This is a genomic window from Inhella gelatinilytica, assembly GCF_016093295.1.
Taxonomy (GTDB): domain Bacteria; phylum Pseudomonadota; class Gammaproteobacteria; order Burkholderiales; family Burkholderiaceae_C; genus Inhella; species Inhella gelatinilytica.
The window spans coordinates 1-15629 of sequence record NZ_JAEDAL010000002.1 but is presented as its reverse complement, the minus strand read 5'-3'; the positions used below and the strand labels follow the sequence as shown (position 1 = coordinate 15629).

The window sequence follows — 15629 nt, the reverse complement described above, 5'->3', positions numbered from 1 at the left end:
ACGCGTTCCTTAAGTACGGGTCGCGAGCAGAAAGAACTCACGGTTGCCATCGCCGCCCGCAATGGGACTGTCGAAATAGTCATCGACGCGCAAGCCGACGGCGCTGGCGGCCTCACGCAGTTTGGCCTCGACCTTGGGGTAGCTGGCTTCGCTTTTCACCAGCCCGCCCTTGCCGATGTCACCCGGCTGCAACTCAAACTGCGGTTTGACCAAGAGCAGCAGGCGTGCACCGGGCTTCATCAGCGCCGGCAATTGGGGCAGCACCAGGGTGAGCGAGATGAAACTCAGATCGCCCACCACCCAGTCGAAGCCCTCATCGGGCCCGTGGCCGTCGAGGTCCCCGACGCTCAGCTCACGGGCATTCAGGCCTTCGAGCGTGGCGATGCGGGCCTCACCGCGCAGACGGGGGTGCAACTGCGTGTGGCCGACCTCCACGCCCACCACCCGCTCGGCGCCGCGCGCCAGCAGCACCTCGCTGAAACCGCCCGTGCTCTGACCCAGGTCCAGGGCCACGCCGCTGGGCCGCAGATCGGCGTGCGCGAGCGCGCCCTCTAGCTTGAGTCCGCCACGAGAGACCCAGCGGGTCTCGGCGTCGTCCTCGATCTTGAGCTCGCACTTCAGCGGCAATTCATCGCCGGCCTTCTTGGGCGCGGCCCAGCCCTGCGGCCCCAGCCACCGCACGGCCCCGGCCGCAATCAGCCGCTGCGCGGCCGAGCGACTGGGCGCCAGGCCGCGTTGGACCAGCAGGACATCGATGCGTTCGGTGAGGTTCATGCCTTGGTAGCTTCTCGTTCAAGGGCAAAAAACTCCGGAGCCGCGAGTTCTCTCACTGCCGCCCGCTCGGACAGCAAAAATCCGGCTGCGCCCGCAAACAATTCTTGGACTTCGGGCGGGACGTTGCTGAGGCAAACGGTCCGATAGGAAAACAACCAAGCGCCCCCGACCCTGCCGACAAGCTCACAACTCATGCGGTAGTCAGAATGATCCAGGCGTACCTGAGCAGCATGCGCGTTCGCCAGGCGCATTGCGTCTTCTAGGGGCATCGGCAACATATTGATTTCCTGAGGAACAAATCAGGCGCCGACAGGAGCGGCGCCTATCTACCTCAATACCTATACGTGTCGGCCTTGTAAGGACCGGCCTTGTCCACGCCGATGTAGGCGGCCTGGGCGTCGGAGAGCGTCGTCAGCTCCGCATTCAGCGTCGTCAGCTGCAGGCGCGCCACCTTCTCGTCGAGGTGCTTGGGCAGCACATAGACCTTGCCCACGGCGTAGCGGTCCTTGTGCGCGTACAGCTCCACCTGGGCCAGGGTCTGGTTGGCGAAGCTGGAGCTCATCACGTAGCTCGGGTGGCCGGTGCCGCAGCCCAGGTTCACCAAGCGGCCCTTGGCCAGCATGATGATGCGCTTGCCATCCGGGAACACGACGTGATCCACCTGGGGCTTGATCTCGTCCCAGCGGCAGCCTTCCAGCCCAGCGACGTCGATTTCGTTGTCGAAGTGGCCGATGTTGCAGACGATGGCGTTGTTCTTCATCTTCTGCATGTGGGCGCGGGTGATGACGTCCTTGTTGCCGGTGGCGGTCACGAAGATGTCGGCCTTGTCGGCCGCCCAGTCCATCGTCACCACGCGGTAGCCTTCCATCGCGGCCTGCAGGGCGCAGATGGGGTCGATTTCAGTCACCCACACCTGGGCCGAGAGCGCACGCAAGGCCTGGGCGCTGCCCTTGCCCACGTCGCCATAGCCGGCCACCACGGCAATCTTGCCGGCCACCATCACGTCGGTGGCGCGCTTGATGCCGTCCACCAGCGATTCACGGCAGCCGTAGAGGTTGTCGAACTTGCTCTTGGTGACCGAGTCGTTGACGTTGATGGCGCGGAACAGCAGCGTGCCCTTGGCCGACATCTCGTTCAAGCGGTGCACACCGGTCGTCGTCTCTTCGGTCACGCCGATGATCTCGGCGCTCTTGCGGGTGTACCAGGTGGCATCCACGGCCAGCTTGGCCTTGATGGCGGCAAAGAGAATGCGCTCTTCTTCGCTGCCGGGGTTGGCCAGCACGCTCTGATCCTTCTCGGCTTTCTGGCCCAGATGCAGCAGCAGGGTCGCGTCGCCACCGTCGTCCAGGATCATGTTCGGACCTTCGCCCGGCTCGTTCTTGGCGCCGAATTCAAAGATGCGGTGCGTGTAGTCCCAGTAGTCTTCCAGCGTCTCGCCCTTGTAGGCGAACACCGGCGTGCCCTTGGCGACCAGCGCCGCAGCGGCGTGGTCTTGGGTCGAGAAGATGTTGCACGAGGCCCAGCGCACTTCGGCGCCGAGGGCCTGCAGCGTCTCAACCAGCACGGCGGTCTGGATGGTCATGTGCAGGCTGCCGGTGACGCGCGCGCCCTTGAGGGGCTGCGTGGCGGCCAGTTCCTTGCGGATCGCCATCAGCGCCGGCATTTCGCCTTCGGCGATGGCAATTTCCTTGCGACCCCAGTCGGCCAGCGACAGGTCGGCAATCTTGTAATCGGGGTGGGACATGGCGGGCTCCTCGTTGAATCATTCAAAGGGCCGCCGAAGCGAGGGATGAACCGGCAAGACTCACCCACGTCGTTTCAGCGGGTGAGCGCCGTTGCAGCAGGGTGTCCGACCCTGGCCTTCGAGCCTGGCCGGTCAGCAACCGGTTGCAACGCTCCTCGAAAGCAGAAGCCACGATTCTAAAGGCCGAGAAACGCGGCCATGGCCCTCAATTCGTCGTCCAGCGCATCGTCAAAGGCCGGCTCCTGCGGCCGGCGCTCCACAAAACCCAGCTCGTGCTGCAGGCGCCCGGCCACCACCTTGAGGTTGGCCCAGCCAATGACCTGGTCGCGCCAGAGCAAGGGCAGGGCGTAATGCCCCCGAACCCGCTTGGCCGCCGGGGTGTAGGCCTCGAATCGGTAGGCCCAGCCCCACAGCAGCTCAAAGCGGCGACGGTCCCAGACCACGGGGTCGAACGGCGCCAATAAGCGCACCTTGGTGGGGATGCGCCAACCCTGGCTTGGGTCCTCGCCCGCGGGCCAGTACCAGTCCACCCCCTCCACACGGCGGTGCGCCAACCGCGCCTTGGCCCGGGCCAGGGTGGTGCTGCGCCGCTCGCGCCACTGCGGAGCAGCAGCCGAAAGCATGCTGATGAGTTGGGAGAGGCTGGCGGCGGGCAACGGGGCGTACTTCTGCACCAGGGCGTCGGCCAGCGCATCCATGGCGGCCTGCGGGTCGGCAGCGGGCGTCCACACCGGACCCAGGGCATAGCAGCGGGTGCCGCTGTCGCGCCGCACCACGTCCAATCGGCTGCGGTAGTGCAAGCCATCCAGCAACTCGGTCGACAACCGGCTGCTGCCCCCAAACCAGTTCTGCACCGTGCCGTGGTTCAACGCGGCATCCACGTCCGCCGGATGGGCTTCGCCCAGGCGCGCGACTTCGGCCAGCACCGCTTCGGCTTGGCGCCAGCGCGCCGGGTCCCACACTCGGCGCGCGGTGCGCGGGTGCATCAGGGCGCGCAGCTCCGGCGTGACAAAGCCGTAGTTGATGAAGAAATCCTCTTGCAGCGGCAACTGGGGATAGCGGCGCTCCAAGTCCCCCGCGGCATACCCCTTGACCCGATGCCGCAAGGTCAAGTCTTGAGCCCGAGCCGGGGCCCGCAGCGGATCGGCTTGCACAAAACCGCCCAGGCGTTGCACCGCCCCCACCAGCGTGGTGGGGGCGAAAAGGCTGCGCGCCACCGCATGGCGCCGCAGGTCACGAAGCGAGAGCTGGGCCATCACCCTCCCAAGAAAGTTTTCGAAGGCACAGGGTTTTGCGCCCCCTCAAAGGAGGGGCAGGATAGCGGCCGACAACCGCGCCCGGCTCGGGGCACCGCCTCCACAATGCGGGCCATGCAAATTTTTTCAACAGACAACCTCCAGGTTTTGGAGGGGGGTTGGCTGTCGTCCAATCGAGTGCTGATCCGCGCGGCGGAAGGCGAACCCGGTGCCGTACTGGTCGACAGTGGGCACGGCCTGCACTCGCAGGCCTTGGTGCAGGAGCTGCAAGCCCTGCTGGGAAAGGAAGCCCTGCACGCGGTCGTCAACACCCATCTGCACGCGGACCACTGCGGCGGCAACGCCCGCTTGCAGCGCCAGTTCGGCGCCGAGACCTGGGTCAGCGCCGAAGAAGCGCGCATGGCCCGCCAGTGGGACGAATCGGCGATGAACCACGTCCTGGCGGGGCAATACTGCCCGCGCTTCAAGGTTCACCGGGCCCTGGCCCACGGTGACAGCTTTGAGGCCGGAGGCGTGTTGTGGGAGTCGCTGGACGCGGCCGGCCACGACGAGGCAGGGCAATTGCTCTTTGACCGCAGCCGCGGCATCTTGATCAGCAGCGACTCGCTGTGGGAACACGGCATGGCCCTGGTGTTTCCAGAGTTGATGGGGCGCGATGGGTTTGAAGCGGCCGAACGCACGCTGGACCGCATTGAGCGCCTGCCGGTTCGCTGGGTGATCCCGGGACACGGTCAGCCCTTTTCCGACGTGGCCCATGCCTTGCGAGAAGCGCGCGCCAAGCTGGCGCACTGGCGTCAAGACCCCGCCGCCCACGCACGGCACGCCCTGCGCGCCCTCTTGAAGTTCCACCTGATGGAGGTGGGGCGAGAACCGGTGGCCGCCACCCTGGTCTGGTCGGCCGGAGTGCCCGCCATCCGGTCGCTGTGGGAGCGCTGGGCCCCCGCCGACAGCGCCAGCCCAGCCGCCTGGAGCGAGGTGATCTTGGAAGAGTTCCTGCAGCGCGGCTTGGCCCGGCGCGAGGACGACGAGGTCGTGGATGTGTAAAGAAAAAAGCCCGCGACTCGCGGGCTTTTTTGTTCAGGCCTTACAGCCCCGCTGCGGCACGCAGTGCCGCCGCTTTGTCCGTGCGCTCCCAGCTGAACTCGGGTTCTTCTCGACCAAAGTGACCGTAGGCTGCTGTCTTCTCGTAGATCGGACGGCGCAGGTCCAGCATCTCGATGATGCCGCGCGGACGCAGGTCGAAATGCTGCTTCACCAACTCGGCAATCTTGTCGTCGGCGATCTTGCCCGTGCCCTCGGTGTAGACCGTGATGTTCATAGGGTGCGCCACGCCGATGGCGTAGGCCACCTGGATCTGACACTGACGCGCCAGACCGGCGGCCACCACGTTCTTGGCCACATAGCGCGCGGCGTAGGCCGCTGACCGGTCCACCTTGGTCGGGTCCTTGCCCGAGAAGGCCCCACCGCCGTGCGGGCAGGCGCCACCGTAGGTGTCCACAATGATCTTGCGCCCGGTCAGGCCGCAGTCCCCTTGCGGGCCCCCGATGACGAAGCGGCCGGTCGGGTTGATCAGGTACTTGGTGTCCTGCAACCATTCCTTGGGCAGCACGGGCTTGATGATCTCCTCGATGACGGCCTCGTAGAACTCAGGCTTCATCTTGTCCCCCAAGCTCATCTCGGGGGCATGCTGGGTGGAGAGCACCACGGTGTCGATGCTGTGCGGCTTGCCGTCGACGTAGCGCATGGTCACCTGGCTCTTGGCGTCGGGGCGCAGGAAGGGCAAGCGGCCGTCCTTGCGCAACTGGGCCTGGCGCTCGACCAAGCGGTGCGCGTAATAAATCGGTGCGGGCATCAACTCGGGCGTCTCGTCGCAAGCGTAGCCAAACATCAGCCCTTGGTCACCGGCCCCGGTGTTCAGGTAATCGTCGCTGGCGTGGTTCACGCCCTGCGCAATGTCATTGCTCTGCTTGTCGTACGCCACAAGCACTGCACAGCCCTTGTAGTCAATGCCGTACTCGGTGTTGTCGTAGCCGATGCGCTTGATGGTGTCGCGCGCCACCTGGATGTAATCCACATGGGCATTCGTTGTGATTTCGCCGGCCAGCACCACCAGGCCGGTGTTGCACAGGGTTTCAGCCGCCACGCGGGACAGTGGATCTTGTTTGTAGATCGCGTCGAGAATGGCGTCCGAGATTTGGTCGGCCACCTTGTCGGGGTGTCCTTCGGAAACCGATTCCGAGGTGAAGAGGAAATCGCTGCTGGCCACTTCTAAACTCCTTTCGTCCTAGTGCAACGGGCGTTGCCGGATTCGAGGGAGTCGCGGCGAACGCTTTAGCGGCATTTGTGGGAGCCCTTTCGGGCCCGGTCGCCCCGCAAGTTGTCCTTTTAACTCGGCGACCCAGGGATTGTGCACCGTTCCATGTTCTTGTTGCGTTGGATGTCCCGCTGGCCCTTGGGGCTTTTGCACGGTTTGGGCGCGCTGGCCGGGTGGTTGGCCTTTTGCCTGTCGCGCTCCTACGGGCGTCGCCTGTGGCAACACGCCCGCGCCGCCGGCGCGTCGCGCTGGCAGGCCTGGCAAGCGGCCGCCGCAGCCGGCAAGATGCTGTTCGAAATCCCCTGGCTGTGGCTCCGCCCGGTCGCCACGCCCCTGGGCCGCTGGGTCCAATGGGAAGGGGTGGAGCGCCTGGATGCCCTGCTGGCGCAAGGCAAGGGTCTGCTGCTGATGACGCCTCACATGGGCTGCTTCGAGATCACCGCCCAGGCCTTTGCGCAACGCTATGGCGCCCAGCATCCCATCACCGTGCTCTTTCGCCCCGCCAAAAAGCCCTGGCTGCGTGAACTGGTGGCCGCATCCCGCAATCGACCGGGTCTAGAAGCCGCGCCGGCCACCCTGGCCGGTGTGCGGCACATGCTGCGCGCGCTCAAAGGCGGGCAGTGCGTCGGACTTCTGCCCGACCAGGTACCGCCCGAGGGCCTGGGGCTCTGGGCTCCCTTTTTTGGTCGACCGGCCTACACCATGACGCTGGCAGCCCGGCTGCTGCTGCAAACCAAAGCACCGGTCGCCCTGCTGTGGGGCGAACGACTGTCCTGGGGGCGCGGGTTCTGCATCCACGTGCGGGAGTTTCCGGCTCCGCCACCGGAGGCCACGCTGGACCACGTCACACTCGAAATTAATCGCGCGATGGAAGGTTTGATTCTCGAAGCGCCCCAGCAGTACCTGTGGGGCTACAACCGCTACAAAGGCCCCCGTCCATTGGACTTGGGGGACTTGTCATGATGGGCCGACTGGGGGCGCGACTGGCCATTGCGCTGCTGTGGTTGCTGCACTGGCTGCCCCTGCCCGCACTTGCCGCCCTGGGCCGGGGGCTCGGGGCCCTGCTGTGGCGCTTGGCACGCTCGCGCAAACGCATCGCCCTGCGCAACCTGGCCCTGTGCTTCCCTGAAAAATCCGAGGTCGAGCGCGAGGCCCTGGCGCGCGCGCACTTTGGTTGGATGGGCCAGTCCATCCTGGACCGCGGCCTGCTGTGGTTCGCCCCCCCGGAGCGACTGCTGCGCCTGATTCAGGTGGAGGGTGACATCCACCAAGGCGCACACAGCGACCGACCGGTGATGTGGCTGCTGCCGCACTTTGCCGGCCTGGAGTGGGTTGGCCCCGCCCTGACGTTGATGCAGACCAAACCGGCAGTGGATGTGTACCAGCATCAGCGCAACGCCGTTTTCGACGCTCAACTGATGCGGGGCCGGGGGCGCTTCGGACAGAGTGCCTTTGTCAGCCGCCACGAGGGCATTCGCCCGGTGCTCAAGAAGATCCGCGAGGGCTATGGCTTCGTCAACGCGCCGGACATGGATTTCGGGCTCAAGGACTCCGAGTTCGTGCCCTTCTTCGGCGTTCAGGCCAGCACCCTGCTGGCCCCGGCCAAGATGGCCGCCAGCCTGAACATGGTGGTGCTGCCGCTCGTGGTGACCATGCTGCCCCAGGGCCGTGGCTACCGCATCAGTTGCCCCCCGCCGCTGAGTGCCTACCCTTCGGGGGACGCGCTGACCGATGCCCGCACCCTGAATACTTGGCTGGAAGCGCGCATTCGGGAGCAGCCCGCGCAGTACCTGTGGGTGCACCGGCGTTTCAAGACGCGCCCAGCGGGCGAGCCGCCCGTGTACTGAGGGCGCCGACAATCCGGCCATGCAACTCCCGTTCACCAAGATGCACGGCGCCGGCAACGACTTCGTCGTGCTGGACGCCACCACCACGCCATTTGACCTCAGCCCCGAGCAATTGCGCCGTTTGGGCGACCGCCGATTCGGCGTGGGCTGCGACCAGATCCTGGTGGTGGAGCGCCCGGCTCCCGGGGATGACGTGGACTTCCGCTACCGCATCTTCAACAACGACGGTGACGAGGTGGAGCACTGCGGCAATGGCGCCCGCTGCTTTCTGCGTTACGTCACAAGCCGCGGGCTCACCGCCCAGTCGGTGGTACGAGTGCGCACCGTGAATGCCGTGCTGGAGCTGGCCCTGATGCCCGACGGCCGTGTGCGCGTGGACATGGGTCCACCCCGCCTGGTGCCGGAAAGCCTGCCCTTCGAAGCGGGCAGCCTGCGCCCCGACCCTCGCGGCCTGTGGCCGTTGCAACTGGTCGATGGCGTGCACGTGGACGCCGCCCTGATCTCCATGGGCAACCCGCATGCCGTGCTGTTCGTGGACGACGTGGACAGCGCCCCCGTGACCCTTTTGGGCCCCCAAGTGCAGGCCGACCCGCGCTTCCCTCAGGGCGTGAACGTGGGCTTCCTGCAGATTCAAACCCGGGCCCGCGCGCGCATTCGCGTCTACGAGCGCGGCGCGGGCGAAACCCTCGCCTGCGGCACCGGCACCTGCGCCGCGGTGGTCGCCGGCATCCGCGCCGGTCTCCTGGACCCCGCGGTGGAGGTGCAGGCCCGCGGCGGCGACCTGCGCATCGAATGGAGCGGTCAAGCCACGGACTCCGTGTTTCTCATCGGCCCCGCCACCCTTGTTTTTGAAGGAACGATTTCACTGTGAGCGCAGCACCCCTGGACGGCATCACCGAAGCCGACATCGCCAACTACCTGGCCGCCAACCCCTCGTTTTTCGAGCGCCACGCCGAGCTCCTGCACCACATCCAGCTCTCGCACCCGCTGGGCCACCGCACGGTGTCCCTGCAGGAGCGGCAGGCCGAGATGCTGCGGGAGCGCATCAAAGGCCTGGAGCGCAAGATCATCGAAATGATCCGCGCCGGCACCGAAAACCTCGGCCATTTCGAGAAGCTGCAGGCCTGGACGCTGGCGCTGATCCAGGTGCAAGACCCGACCGACCTGCCCGCACGCCTGCAGGCCGAGTTGCGCGACCGCTTCCTCATTCCCGCCACCGCCCTGCGCCTGTTCCACGACGGCGGCTGCAGCGACGAGGTGCGCCAGTTCGCGACCGATTTGCTGGAGCCCTACTGCGGCGTGCACGAAGCCGGCAGCGGCAGCACCGAGCCCGCGCAGTGGCTCGCGAGCGAGGGGCAGGCTGTGGCCTCCCTGGCCCTGATCCCGCTGCGGCGTGCGGGGCAGCGCGAGGCCTTTGGCCTGCTCGCCTTGGGTTCGCCCGATGCGACGCGCTACAGCGCCGAAAAGGGCACGGAGTTCTTGATCCGCGTGGGTGAGGTCGCCAGCGCCGCCCTGGCCCGCCTGGTGCCCGCAAACGACTGACCCGGCCATGCCGCTGCCCGAGCACGCCGGCGCCTACCTGCAGCACCTGCAGGTGGAGCGGCGTCTGGCGGCGCGCAGCCTGCAGCTCTACACCGCCGCGCTGGAGCGGCTGCAGGCCGCCTGCGCAGCACAAGGCCTGACGCCACTGGCCCTGCGGCCCACCGGCGCCCGGCAGGCGGTGGCTGAGCTGCACGCCGGCGGCCTGGGGCCGCGCAGCCTGGCGCTGACGCTCTCGGCTTGGCGCGGCTTCTTCAAATGGCTGGCCCACCAGCGCCTGATGGAGCACGACCCGCTCCTCGGCCTGCGCCCGCCCAAAGCGGCCCGCCCCTTGCCCAAAGCCTTGGCCGTGGACGACGCCGTCGCGCTGGCCGAGCAGCCGGCCTCGGGTGACGACCCCGCCGCTTTGCGCGACCGCTGCCTGATCGAGTTGCTCTACGGCGCCGGGCTGCGGATCTCCGAAGCCCTGGGCCTTGACCTTCGCCCCGGCGGCGCGGGCTGGATCGACCGCGAAGCCGGCGAGGCCCACGTGTTGGGCAAGGGCGGCAAGGCGCGCAGCGTGCCCCTGGGCCAGGCCGCCCTCGCCGCCCTGACCGCCTGGCTGGCCGCCCGCGCTCAGTGGGCCCAGCCGGAAGAGCCGGCCCTCTTGCTGGGGGAACGGGGCCGCCGGCTCTCAGCCAGCCAAGCCCGCGCTCGCCTGGCCCAGGCCGCGCAGCAGGCCGGCCTGCCCACCCATGTGCACCCCCACATGCTGCGCCACAGCTATGCCAGCCACCTGCTGCAAAGCAGTGGCGACCTGCGCGCCGTGCAAGAGCTGCTGGGGCACGCCAACATCCGCACCACCCAGGTCTACACACGGCTGGACTGGCAGCACTTGGCCCAGGTCTACGACGCCGCCCATCCGCGGGCCAAGAAGTAAGCCGCAAGCCTTGCCGCGACAATGGCGGCATGAAAGTCATCAAACTCCGCGAGGGCAAAGAGCGCTCGCTCTTGCGCCGCCACCCTTGGGTCTTCGAGGGCTCGATCGCCAAGGGCAAGGCCGATTTCGGCGAAACGGTGCGCGTGGAATCCGCCGGTGGCGACTTCCTCTGCTGGGCGGCTTACAGCCCGAGCTCGTCCATCAAGGTGCGGGCCTGGAGCTGGGATGAAACCGAGCGCGTCGACGAAGCCTTTTTTGCGCGTCGCATTGCCGCCGCCCTCGCCTACCGCGAGCGCCTCGCGGTCGACAGCAATGGCGTGCGCCTGATCCACGGCGAGGCCGACGGCCTGCCCGGGCTCATCGTCGACCGCTACGACGACCTGCTGGTCGCGCAGTTTTTGGCCGCCGGCACCGAGAAGTGGAAGGGCGTGATCGCCGATGCCCTGCTCGCCGCCACCGGCCTCACGCGCCTCTATGAGCGCAGCGACTCGGGCGTGCGCCAGCTCGAAGGCCTCACCCCCGTCAAGGGCTGGGTGCGCGGCGAGGGCAACACCGAGGTCATCCTCACCGAGTCGAGCTGGAAGCTCAGCCTGGACGTGGCCGAAGGCCACAAGACCGGCTACTACCTGGATCAGCGCGACAACCGGCGCGAGTTCGCCCAGTGGGTGCGCCGCCTGGGCGCGCAGTCGGTGCTGAACTGCTACAGCTACACGGGCGGCTTCTCCATCGCCGCATTGGCAGGCGGCGCCACCGACGTGACCAGCGTGGATTCGTCCGGCCCCGCCCTGGCGCGGGCCACGCGCCACGTGGAGCTCAATGGTTTCAACCCGGACCACCACCGCGCCCTGGACGCCGACGTCAACGCCACGCTGCGCGGCTTCCTGAAGGAGGGCCGGCAGTTCGACGCGATCGTGCTCGACCCACCCAAGTTTGCCCCCTCGGCCGCGCACGCCGACCGCGCCAGCCGCGCCTACAAAGACATCAACCGCCTGGGGCTCAAGCTGCTCAAGCCGGGCGGCCTCTTGTGCACCTACAGCTGCTCCGGCGGCGTGGGCCCCGAGCTTTTCCACAAGATCGTGGCCGGTGCAGGCATGGACGCCTTTGTAGACGCCTACATCGTGGACCGCGTCGGCGCCGCCGCGGACCACCCGCAGACCCTGTGCTTCCCCGAGGGCGAGTACCTCAAGGGCTTGCTGGTAATGCGCCGTTAAGCCGGATCGGGCAGCGGCAGGCGCGGCTCGAATTTGGCGCGCTTGGTGGCGAAGAAGGCCTTGACGTTGCGCACGTTGGCATCCTGCGTGAAAAGACGCTGCGCCAGCGCGGCGTAGGCCTCCATGTGGCGCGTGGCGATGACCAGGAGGAAGTCCGGCCCTGGCGAAACACGCCAGCACTGCTGCACCTCGGTGCACGCCACGGCGCGCGCCTCAAAGCCATCCAGGTGCTCGGCGCCCTGGCGGTCGAGCGTGACCTCGACGAGCGCGGTCAGCACCGGGCCCAACTGGGCGGGCGCCAGCAGCGCCACCTCGCGCTCGATCACGCCCGCCTCGCGCAAAGCCTTCATGCGCCGCAGGGCCGTTGCGGGCGACAGGCCAGCCCGTTCGGCCAGCTTTTGGTTGGTCAGGCTGGCATCGGTCTGCACCAAGTCCAGCAAGCGGCGGTCGGCATCGTTCAAGATCATTCTTTCTTTCAGTTTTACTGTCATTTTGAATGAAATCTGCAGCGAGTCTAGTTCATGCAATTTTCTGTCGTGATGAGACAAATTTAGACAGCACATTTCAAACCGACACACCTAGCATGGCGCCCTCACACTTCATGCGCCGCGTGGGCGGCGACTCATCATGTGCGGCATCGTCGGCGCGGTCAGCAACCGGAACATCACCCCCATCCTGATCGAGGGCCTCAAGCGGCTGGAGTACCGTGGCTACGACAGCTGCGGCGTGGCCGTGCACCAAGGCGGCGCACTGCGTCGCGCCCGCTCGACCAGCCGGGTGGCCGAACTGCAAGCCCAGGCCGCCAGCGATGGCATTGCCTCCGGCACCGGCATCGCCCACACGCGCTGGGCCACCCACGGTGCGCCGGCCGTCCGCAATGCCCACCCGCACTTCAGCCCAGGCGCCCACGCGCCGGCAGATGCGGCCGGGCGCGTGGCCGTGGTCCACAACGGCATCATCGAAAACCACGATGAACTGCGCGCCGAGTTGCAAGCGCGCGGCTACCAATTTGTCAGCCAAACCGACACCGAAGTGATTTGCCACTTGGTGGATTCGCTCTACACCGGCGATCTGCTCGAAGCGGTGCAACAAGCGGTTGGGCGGCTCAAAGGGGCGTATGCCATTGCCGTCTTCCATCGCGACGAGCCTGAACGCGTGGTGGGCGCCCGCGAGGGATCCCCGCTGGTCTTGGGTGTGGGGCAGGACGCCGCCACGCCGGAGCGCTTTCTGGCCTCAGATGCGATGGCCCTGGCCGGCATCACCGAGCAAATCTGCTACCTGGACGAAGGCGATGTGGTCGACCTGCAGTTGGGCAAACACTGGATCACCCACCTCAGTGAGAGTGGCCGCTTCGAGCAGGTGAGCCGCGAGGTCAAGACCGTGCACGCCCACAGCGGAGCCGCCGAGTTGGGCCCCTACCGCCACTACATGCAGAAGGAAATCTTCGAGCAGCCCAAAGCCATCGCCGACACGCTGGACGCCGTCGAAACCATAGGCCCCGAGCTACTGGGCCCGGGCGCCGGCGCACGCCTCAAGGCGGTGGACCGCGTGCTCATTCTGGCCTGCGGCACCAGTTACTACAGCGGCAGCACGGCCAAGTACTGGCTGGAATCCATTGCCAAGATCCCCACCAGCGTGGAGATTGCCAGCGAGTACCGCTACCGCGACTCCGTGCCCGACCCGCGCACCCTGGTCGTCACCATCAGCCAAAGCGGCGAGACCGCAGACACCCTGGCTGCGCTCAAGCATGCGCGGAGCCTGGGCATGGAACACACGCTGACCGTCTGCAACGTCGCCACCAGCGCCATGGTGCGCGAATGCGCGCTGCAGTTTGTGACCCGCGCCGGCGCCGAGGTGGGCGTGGCCTCCACCAAGGCCTTCACCACGCAGTTGGTCGGGCTCTTCTTGCTCACGCTGGTGCTGGCCAAACAGAACGGCCACCTGAGTGACGCCGACGAAACCCGCTACCTCAAGGAACTGCGCCACCTCCCGCTGGCGGTGCAGGCCGTGCTCGCCCTGGAGCCACAAATCGTGGCTTGGTCCGAAGCCTTTGCGCGCAAAGAGAATGCCCTGTTCCTGGGCCGCGGCCTGCACTACCCCATCGCCCTGGAGGGCGCGCTCAAGCTCAAAGAGATCAGCTACATCCACGCCGAGGCCTACCCCGCCGGCGAACTGAAACACGGCCCGCTGGCCTTGGTCACGGCCGAGATGCCGGTGGTCACCGTCGCCCCCAACGACGCCCTCCTGGAAAAACTCAAGAGCAACATGCAGGAAGTGCGCGCCCGCGGTGGCCAACTTTTCGTGTTCGCCGACGCCGACAGCCGCATCGAGAGCAGCGAAGGCGTGCACGTCATCCGCATGCCCGAACACTACGGCGCCCTTAGCCCCATCCTCCACGTGATCCCGCTGCAATTGCTGGCATATCACACGGCCTGCGCACGGGGCACGGATGTGGACAAGCCCCGCAACCTGGCGAAGTCGGTCACGGTCGAATGACGGTGACCGTCTGCGGCGGGTTGGGCCTCAGCGGAGCTTGGACGCGATTGGAAAGGGAGTGCCGACATGTCGCGCCCTCTTTCTATGGAAACCCTACATGACCTGCCCCCTCCCAGCCGTACCAACCTGAACGAGAGAAGTCCGTCCCATCTGGAGAATGACGGACATGAGAACCAGCAAGTACAGCGAACAGCAGATCATTGGTTTTTTGAACCGCGCCACCGCCGGTGAACCCGTGGCCGAGCTTTGCCGCAAGGAAGGCTTCAGCCAGCCCACCTTCTACAAGTGGCGCGCCAAGTACGGCGGCCTGCAGGTCAGCGAGGCCGTGCGCCTGCGTGAGCTGGAAGGCGAGAACGCCAAGCTTAAAAAGCTGCTGGCAGAGGCCATGCTGGACATCAGCGCGCTCAAGGGCGTCTTCGGGGTAAAGCGCTAGCCCCACAGATGCGCAGGGACGCGGCGCGTCGCATGGTGCAGGAGCACCAGTTGAGCGAACGCCGCGCCTGCCGTCTTGTGGGGCTGAGCCGAGATGCCTATCGCAACCCGCCCGAAGCGAGCGCGGAGAACCAGATGCTGAGCCAGAAGATCAAGGCCATCGCGTTGGAGCGAAGGCGCTTTGGCTACCGGCGCGTGCATGACGTGCTGCGCGCCGACTTTCCTGGCGTCAACCACAAGCGCGTTTACCGCCTCTACAAGGCAGCCGACCTGGCGGTTCGCAAGCGCAAGAAGGCCAAGCGCCCGTTGGGCCAGCGCACGCCGCTGATGGCGACCAACAAGATCAACGCCGTCTGGAGCATGGACTTCGTCTCCGACAGCCTGTGCAACGCAAGGCGCATCAAGTGCCTAGCCGTGGCCGACGACTTCAGTCACGAGTGCGTGCAGATGGCCGTGGACTTTGGCATTGGCGGGCAGTACGTGACCAGGCTCTTGGACGAGGCCGCCCAGTTCCGCGGCTATCCCAAGGCGGTCCGCACCGACAACGGACCGGAGTTCACCAGCCGCGCGTTCTTGGGCTGGTGCGAGCGCCACAAGATCCAGCACATTCTGATTCAACCAGGCCGGCCCATGCAGAACGGATACATCGAGAGCTTCAATGGCAAGTTCCGGGACGAGTGTCTGAACGAGCACTGGTTCGAGACCCTGCCTCAGGCACGCGAAGTGATCCGGGCCTGGGTCCAGGACTACAACGAGGTGCGACCCCATTCGAGCATTGGCCGCATGCCACCGAGGCGCTTCGCGCGCCTGCATCGCCAGCAAGCTGGCACAGATCAAAACCCAACCCCCAACGAAGTTACCCTTCAACCCCGGACTCTCTCCGAATGACTGGTATGGCGGATGGGGGCAGGTCATACACGTCGACCTGGGTTCCGCGGCATTCAAACCGCCATTAGAAAGGCACAAAGCAAAAACCCCCACCAGGCTAGCTGGAGGGGGTTTTTGGGGATATTAGCCTGACGATGTCCTACTTTCACACGGGCAATCCGCACTATCATCGGCGCTGAGGTGTTTCACGGTCCTGTTCGGGATGGGAA

The 15629-nt window shown here is 66.4% G+C and carries 13 protein-coding genes, 1 pseudogene and 1 riboswitch; of the genes and pseudogenes, 9 read left to right on the top strand and 5 right to left on the bottom strand.

Annotation, left to right across the window (positions count from 1 at the left end):
- Nucleotides 1–9 precede the first annotated feature (9 nt).
- The 3 genes from I7X43_RS04985 to I7X43_RS04975 form a co-directional block, all read right to left on the bottom strand.
- A complete protein-coding gene (locus tag I7X43_RS04985) occupies nt 10–774 on the bottom strand; it encodes a TlyA family RNA methyltransferase (protein ID WP_198099827.1) in 765 nt (254 codons plus the stop codon).
- A 331-nt stretch (nt 775–1105) separates the two neighbouring features.
- Nucleotides 1106–2518, bottom strand: coding sequence for an adenosylhomocysteinase (ahcY, locus tag I7X43_RS04980; protein WP_198099826.1), 1413 nt, complete (start codon nt 2516–2518; stop codon nt 1106–1108).
- A 76-nt stretch (nt 2519–2594) separates the two neighbouring features.
- A riboswitch (S-adenosyl-L-homocysteine riboswitch) is annotated at nt 2595–2681 on the bottom strand.
- A 13-nt stretch (nt 2682–2694) separates the two neighbouring features.
- Nucleotides 2695–3774: a DNA glycosylase AlkZ-like family protein gene (locus I7X43_RS04975; protein ID WP_198099825.1), complete on the bottom strand. Its 1080-nt coding sequence runs from the start codon at nt 3772–3774 to the stop codon at nt 2695–2697.
- A 114-nt stretch (nt 3775–3888) separates the two neighbouring features.
- Between I7X43_RS04975 and I7X43_RS04970 the strand changes: the two genes are divergently transcribed.
- Complete coding sequence (locus I7X43_RS04970) at nt 3889–4818, top strand: MBL fold metallo-hydrolase (RefSeq protein ID WP_198099824.1); 930 nt, start codon at nt 3889–3891, stop codon at nt 4816–4818.
- A 40-nt stretch (nt 4819–4858) separates the two neighbouring features.
- On the opposite strand, the gene metK is transcribed toward I7X43_RS04970, so the two are convergent.
- On the bottom strand, nt 4859–6040 hold the full coding sequence (gene metK, locus I7X43_RS04965; RefSeq protein ID WP_198099823.1) for a methionine adenosyltransferase: 1182 nt from the start codon (nt 6038–6040) through the stop codon (nt 4859–4861).
- 153 nt (nt 6041–6193) lie between these two features.
- On the opposite strand from metK, the gene I7X43_RS04960 reads away from it, so the two are divergent.
- From I7X43_RS04960 to I7X43_RS04935, 6 genes are read left to right on the top strand one after another with little or no spacing between them, the layout of a single operon-like run.
- A complete protein-coding gene (locus tag I7X43_RS04960) occupies nt 6194–7051 on the top strand; it encodes a lysophospholipid acyltransferase family protein (RefSeq protein WP_198099822.1) in 858 nt (285 codons plus the stop codon).
- Nucleotides 7048–7935: an LpxL/LpxP family acyltransferase gene (locus I7X43_RS04955; RefSeq protein WP_246480203.1), complete on the top strand. Its 888-nt coding sequence runs from the start codon at nt 7048–7050 to the stop codon at nt 7933–7935. The genes I7X43_RS04960 and I7X43_RS04955 overlap by 4 nt, the downstream gene beginning before the upstream one ends.
- A 19-nt stretch (nt 7936–7954) precedes the next feature.
- Entirely contained in the window at nt 7955–8806 is an 852-nt protein-coding gene (dapF, locus tag I7X43_RS04950) for a diaminopimelate epimerase (protein ID WP_198099821.1), read from the top strand.
- Nucleotides 8803–9477, top strand: coding sequence for a DUF484 family protein (locus I7X43_RS04945; RefSeq protein WP_198099820.1), 675 nt, complete (start codon nt 8803–8805; stop codon nt 9475–9477). The genes dapF and I7X43_RS04945 overlap by 4 nt, the downstream gene beginning before the upstream one ends.
- 7 nt (nt 9478–9484) lie before the next feature.
- Nucleotides 9485–10393: a tyrosine recombinase XerC gene (locus tag I7X43_RS04940; RefSeq protein ID WP_198099819.1), complete on the top strand. Its 909-nt coding sequence runs from the start codon at nt 9485–9487 to the stop codon at nt 10391–10393.
- A gap of 29 nt (nt 10394–10422) precedes the next feature.
- On the top strand, nt 10423–11604 hold the full coding sequence (locus tag I7X43_RS04935) for a class I SAM-dependent rRNA methyltransferase (protein ID WP_198099818.1): 1182 nt from the start codon (nt 10423–10425) through the stop codon (nt 11602–11604).
- Here I7X43_RS04935 and I7X43_RS04930 read toward each other — a convergent pair.
- On the bottom strand, nt 11601–12071 hold the full coding sequence (locus I7X43_RS04930) for an Lrp/AsnC family transcriptional regulator (RefSeq protein ID WP_198099817.1): 471 nt from the start codon (nt 12069–12071) through the stop codon (nt 11601–11603). The two genes, I7X43_RS04935 and I7X43_RS04930, sit on opposite strands and share 4 nt — an antisense overlap.
- 160 nt (nt 12072–12231) lie before the next feature.
- On the opposite strand from I7X43_RS04930, the gene glmS reads away from it, so the two are divergent.
- Nucleotides 12232–14100 (top strand): glutamine--fructose-6-phosphate transaminase (isomerizing), encoded by a 1869-nt coding sequence (gene glmS, locus I7X43_RS04925; protein ID WP_198099816.1) that lies wholly within the window; start codon nt 12232–12234, stop codon nt 14098–14100.
- Between the two features lie 166 nt (nt 14101–14266).
- Nucleotides 14267–15336, top strand: a pseudogene (locus tag I7X43_RS04920) (IS3 family transposase); the annotation flags it as partial.
- Nucleotides 15337–15629 lie beyond the last annotated feature (293 nt).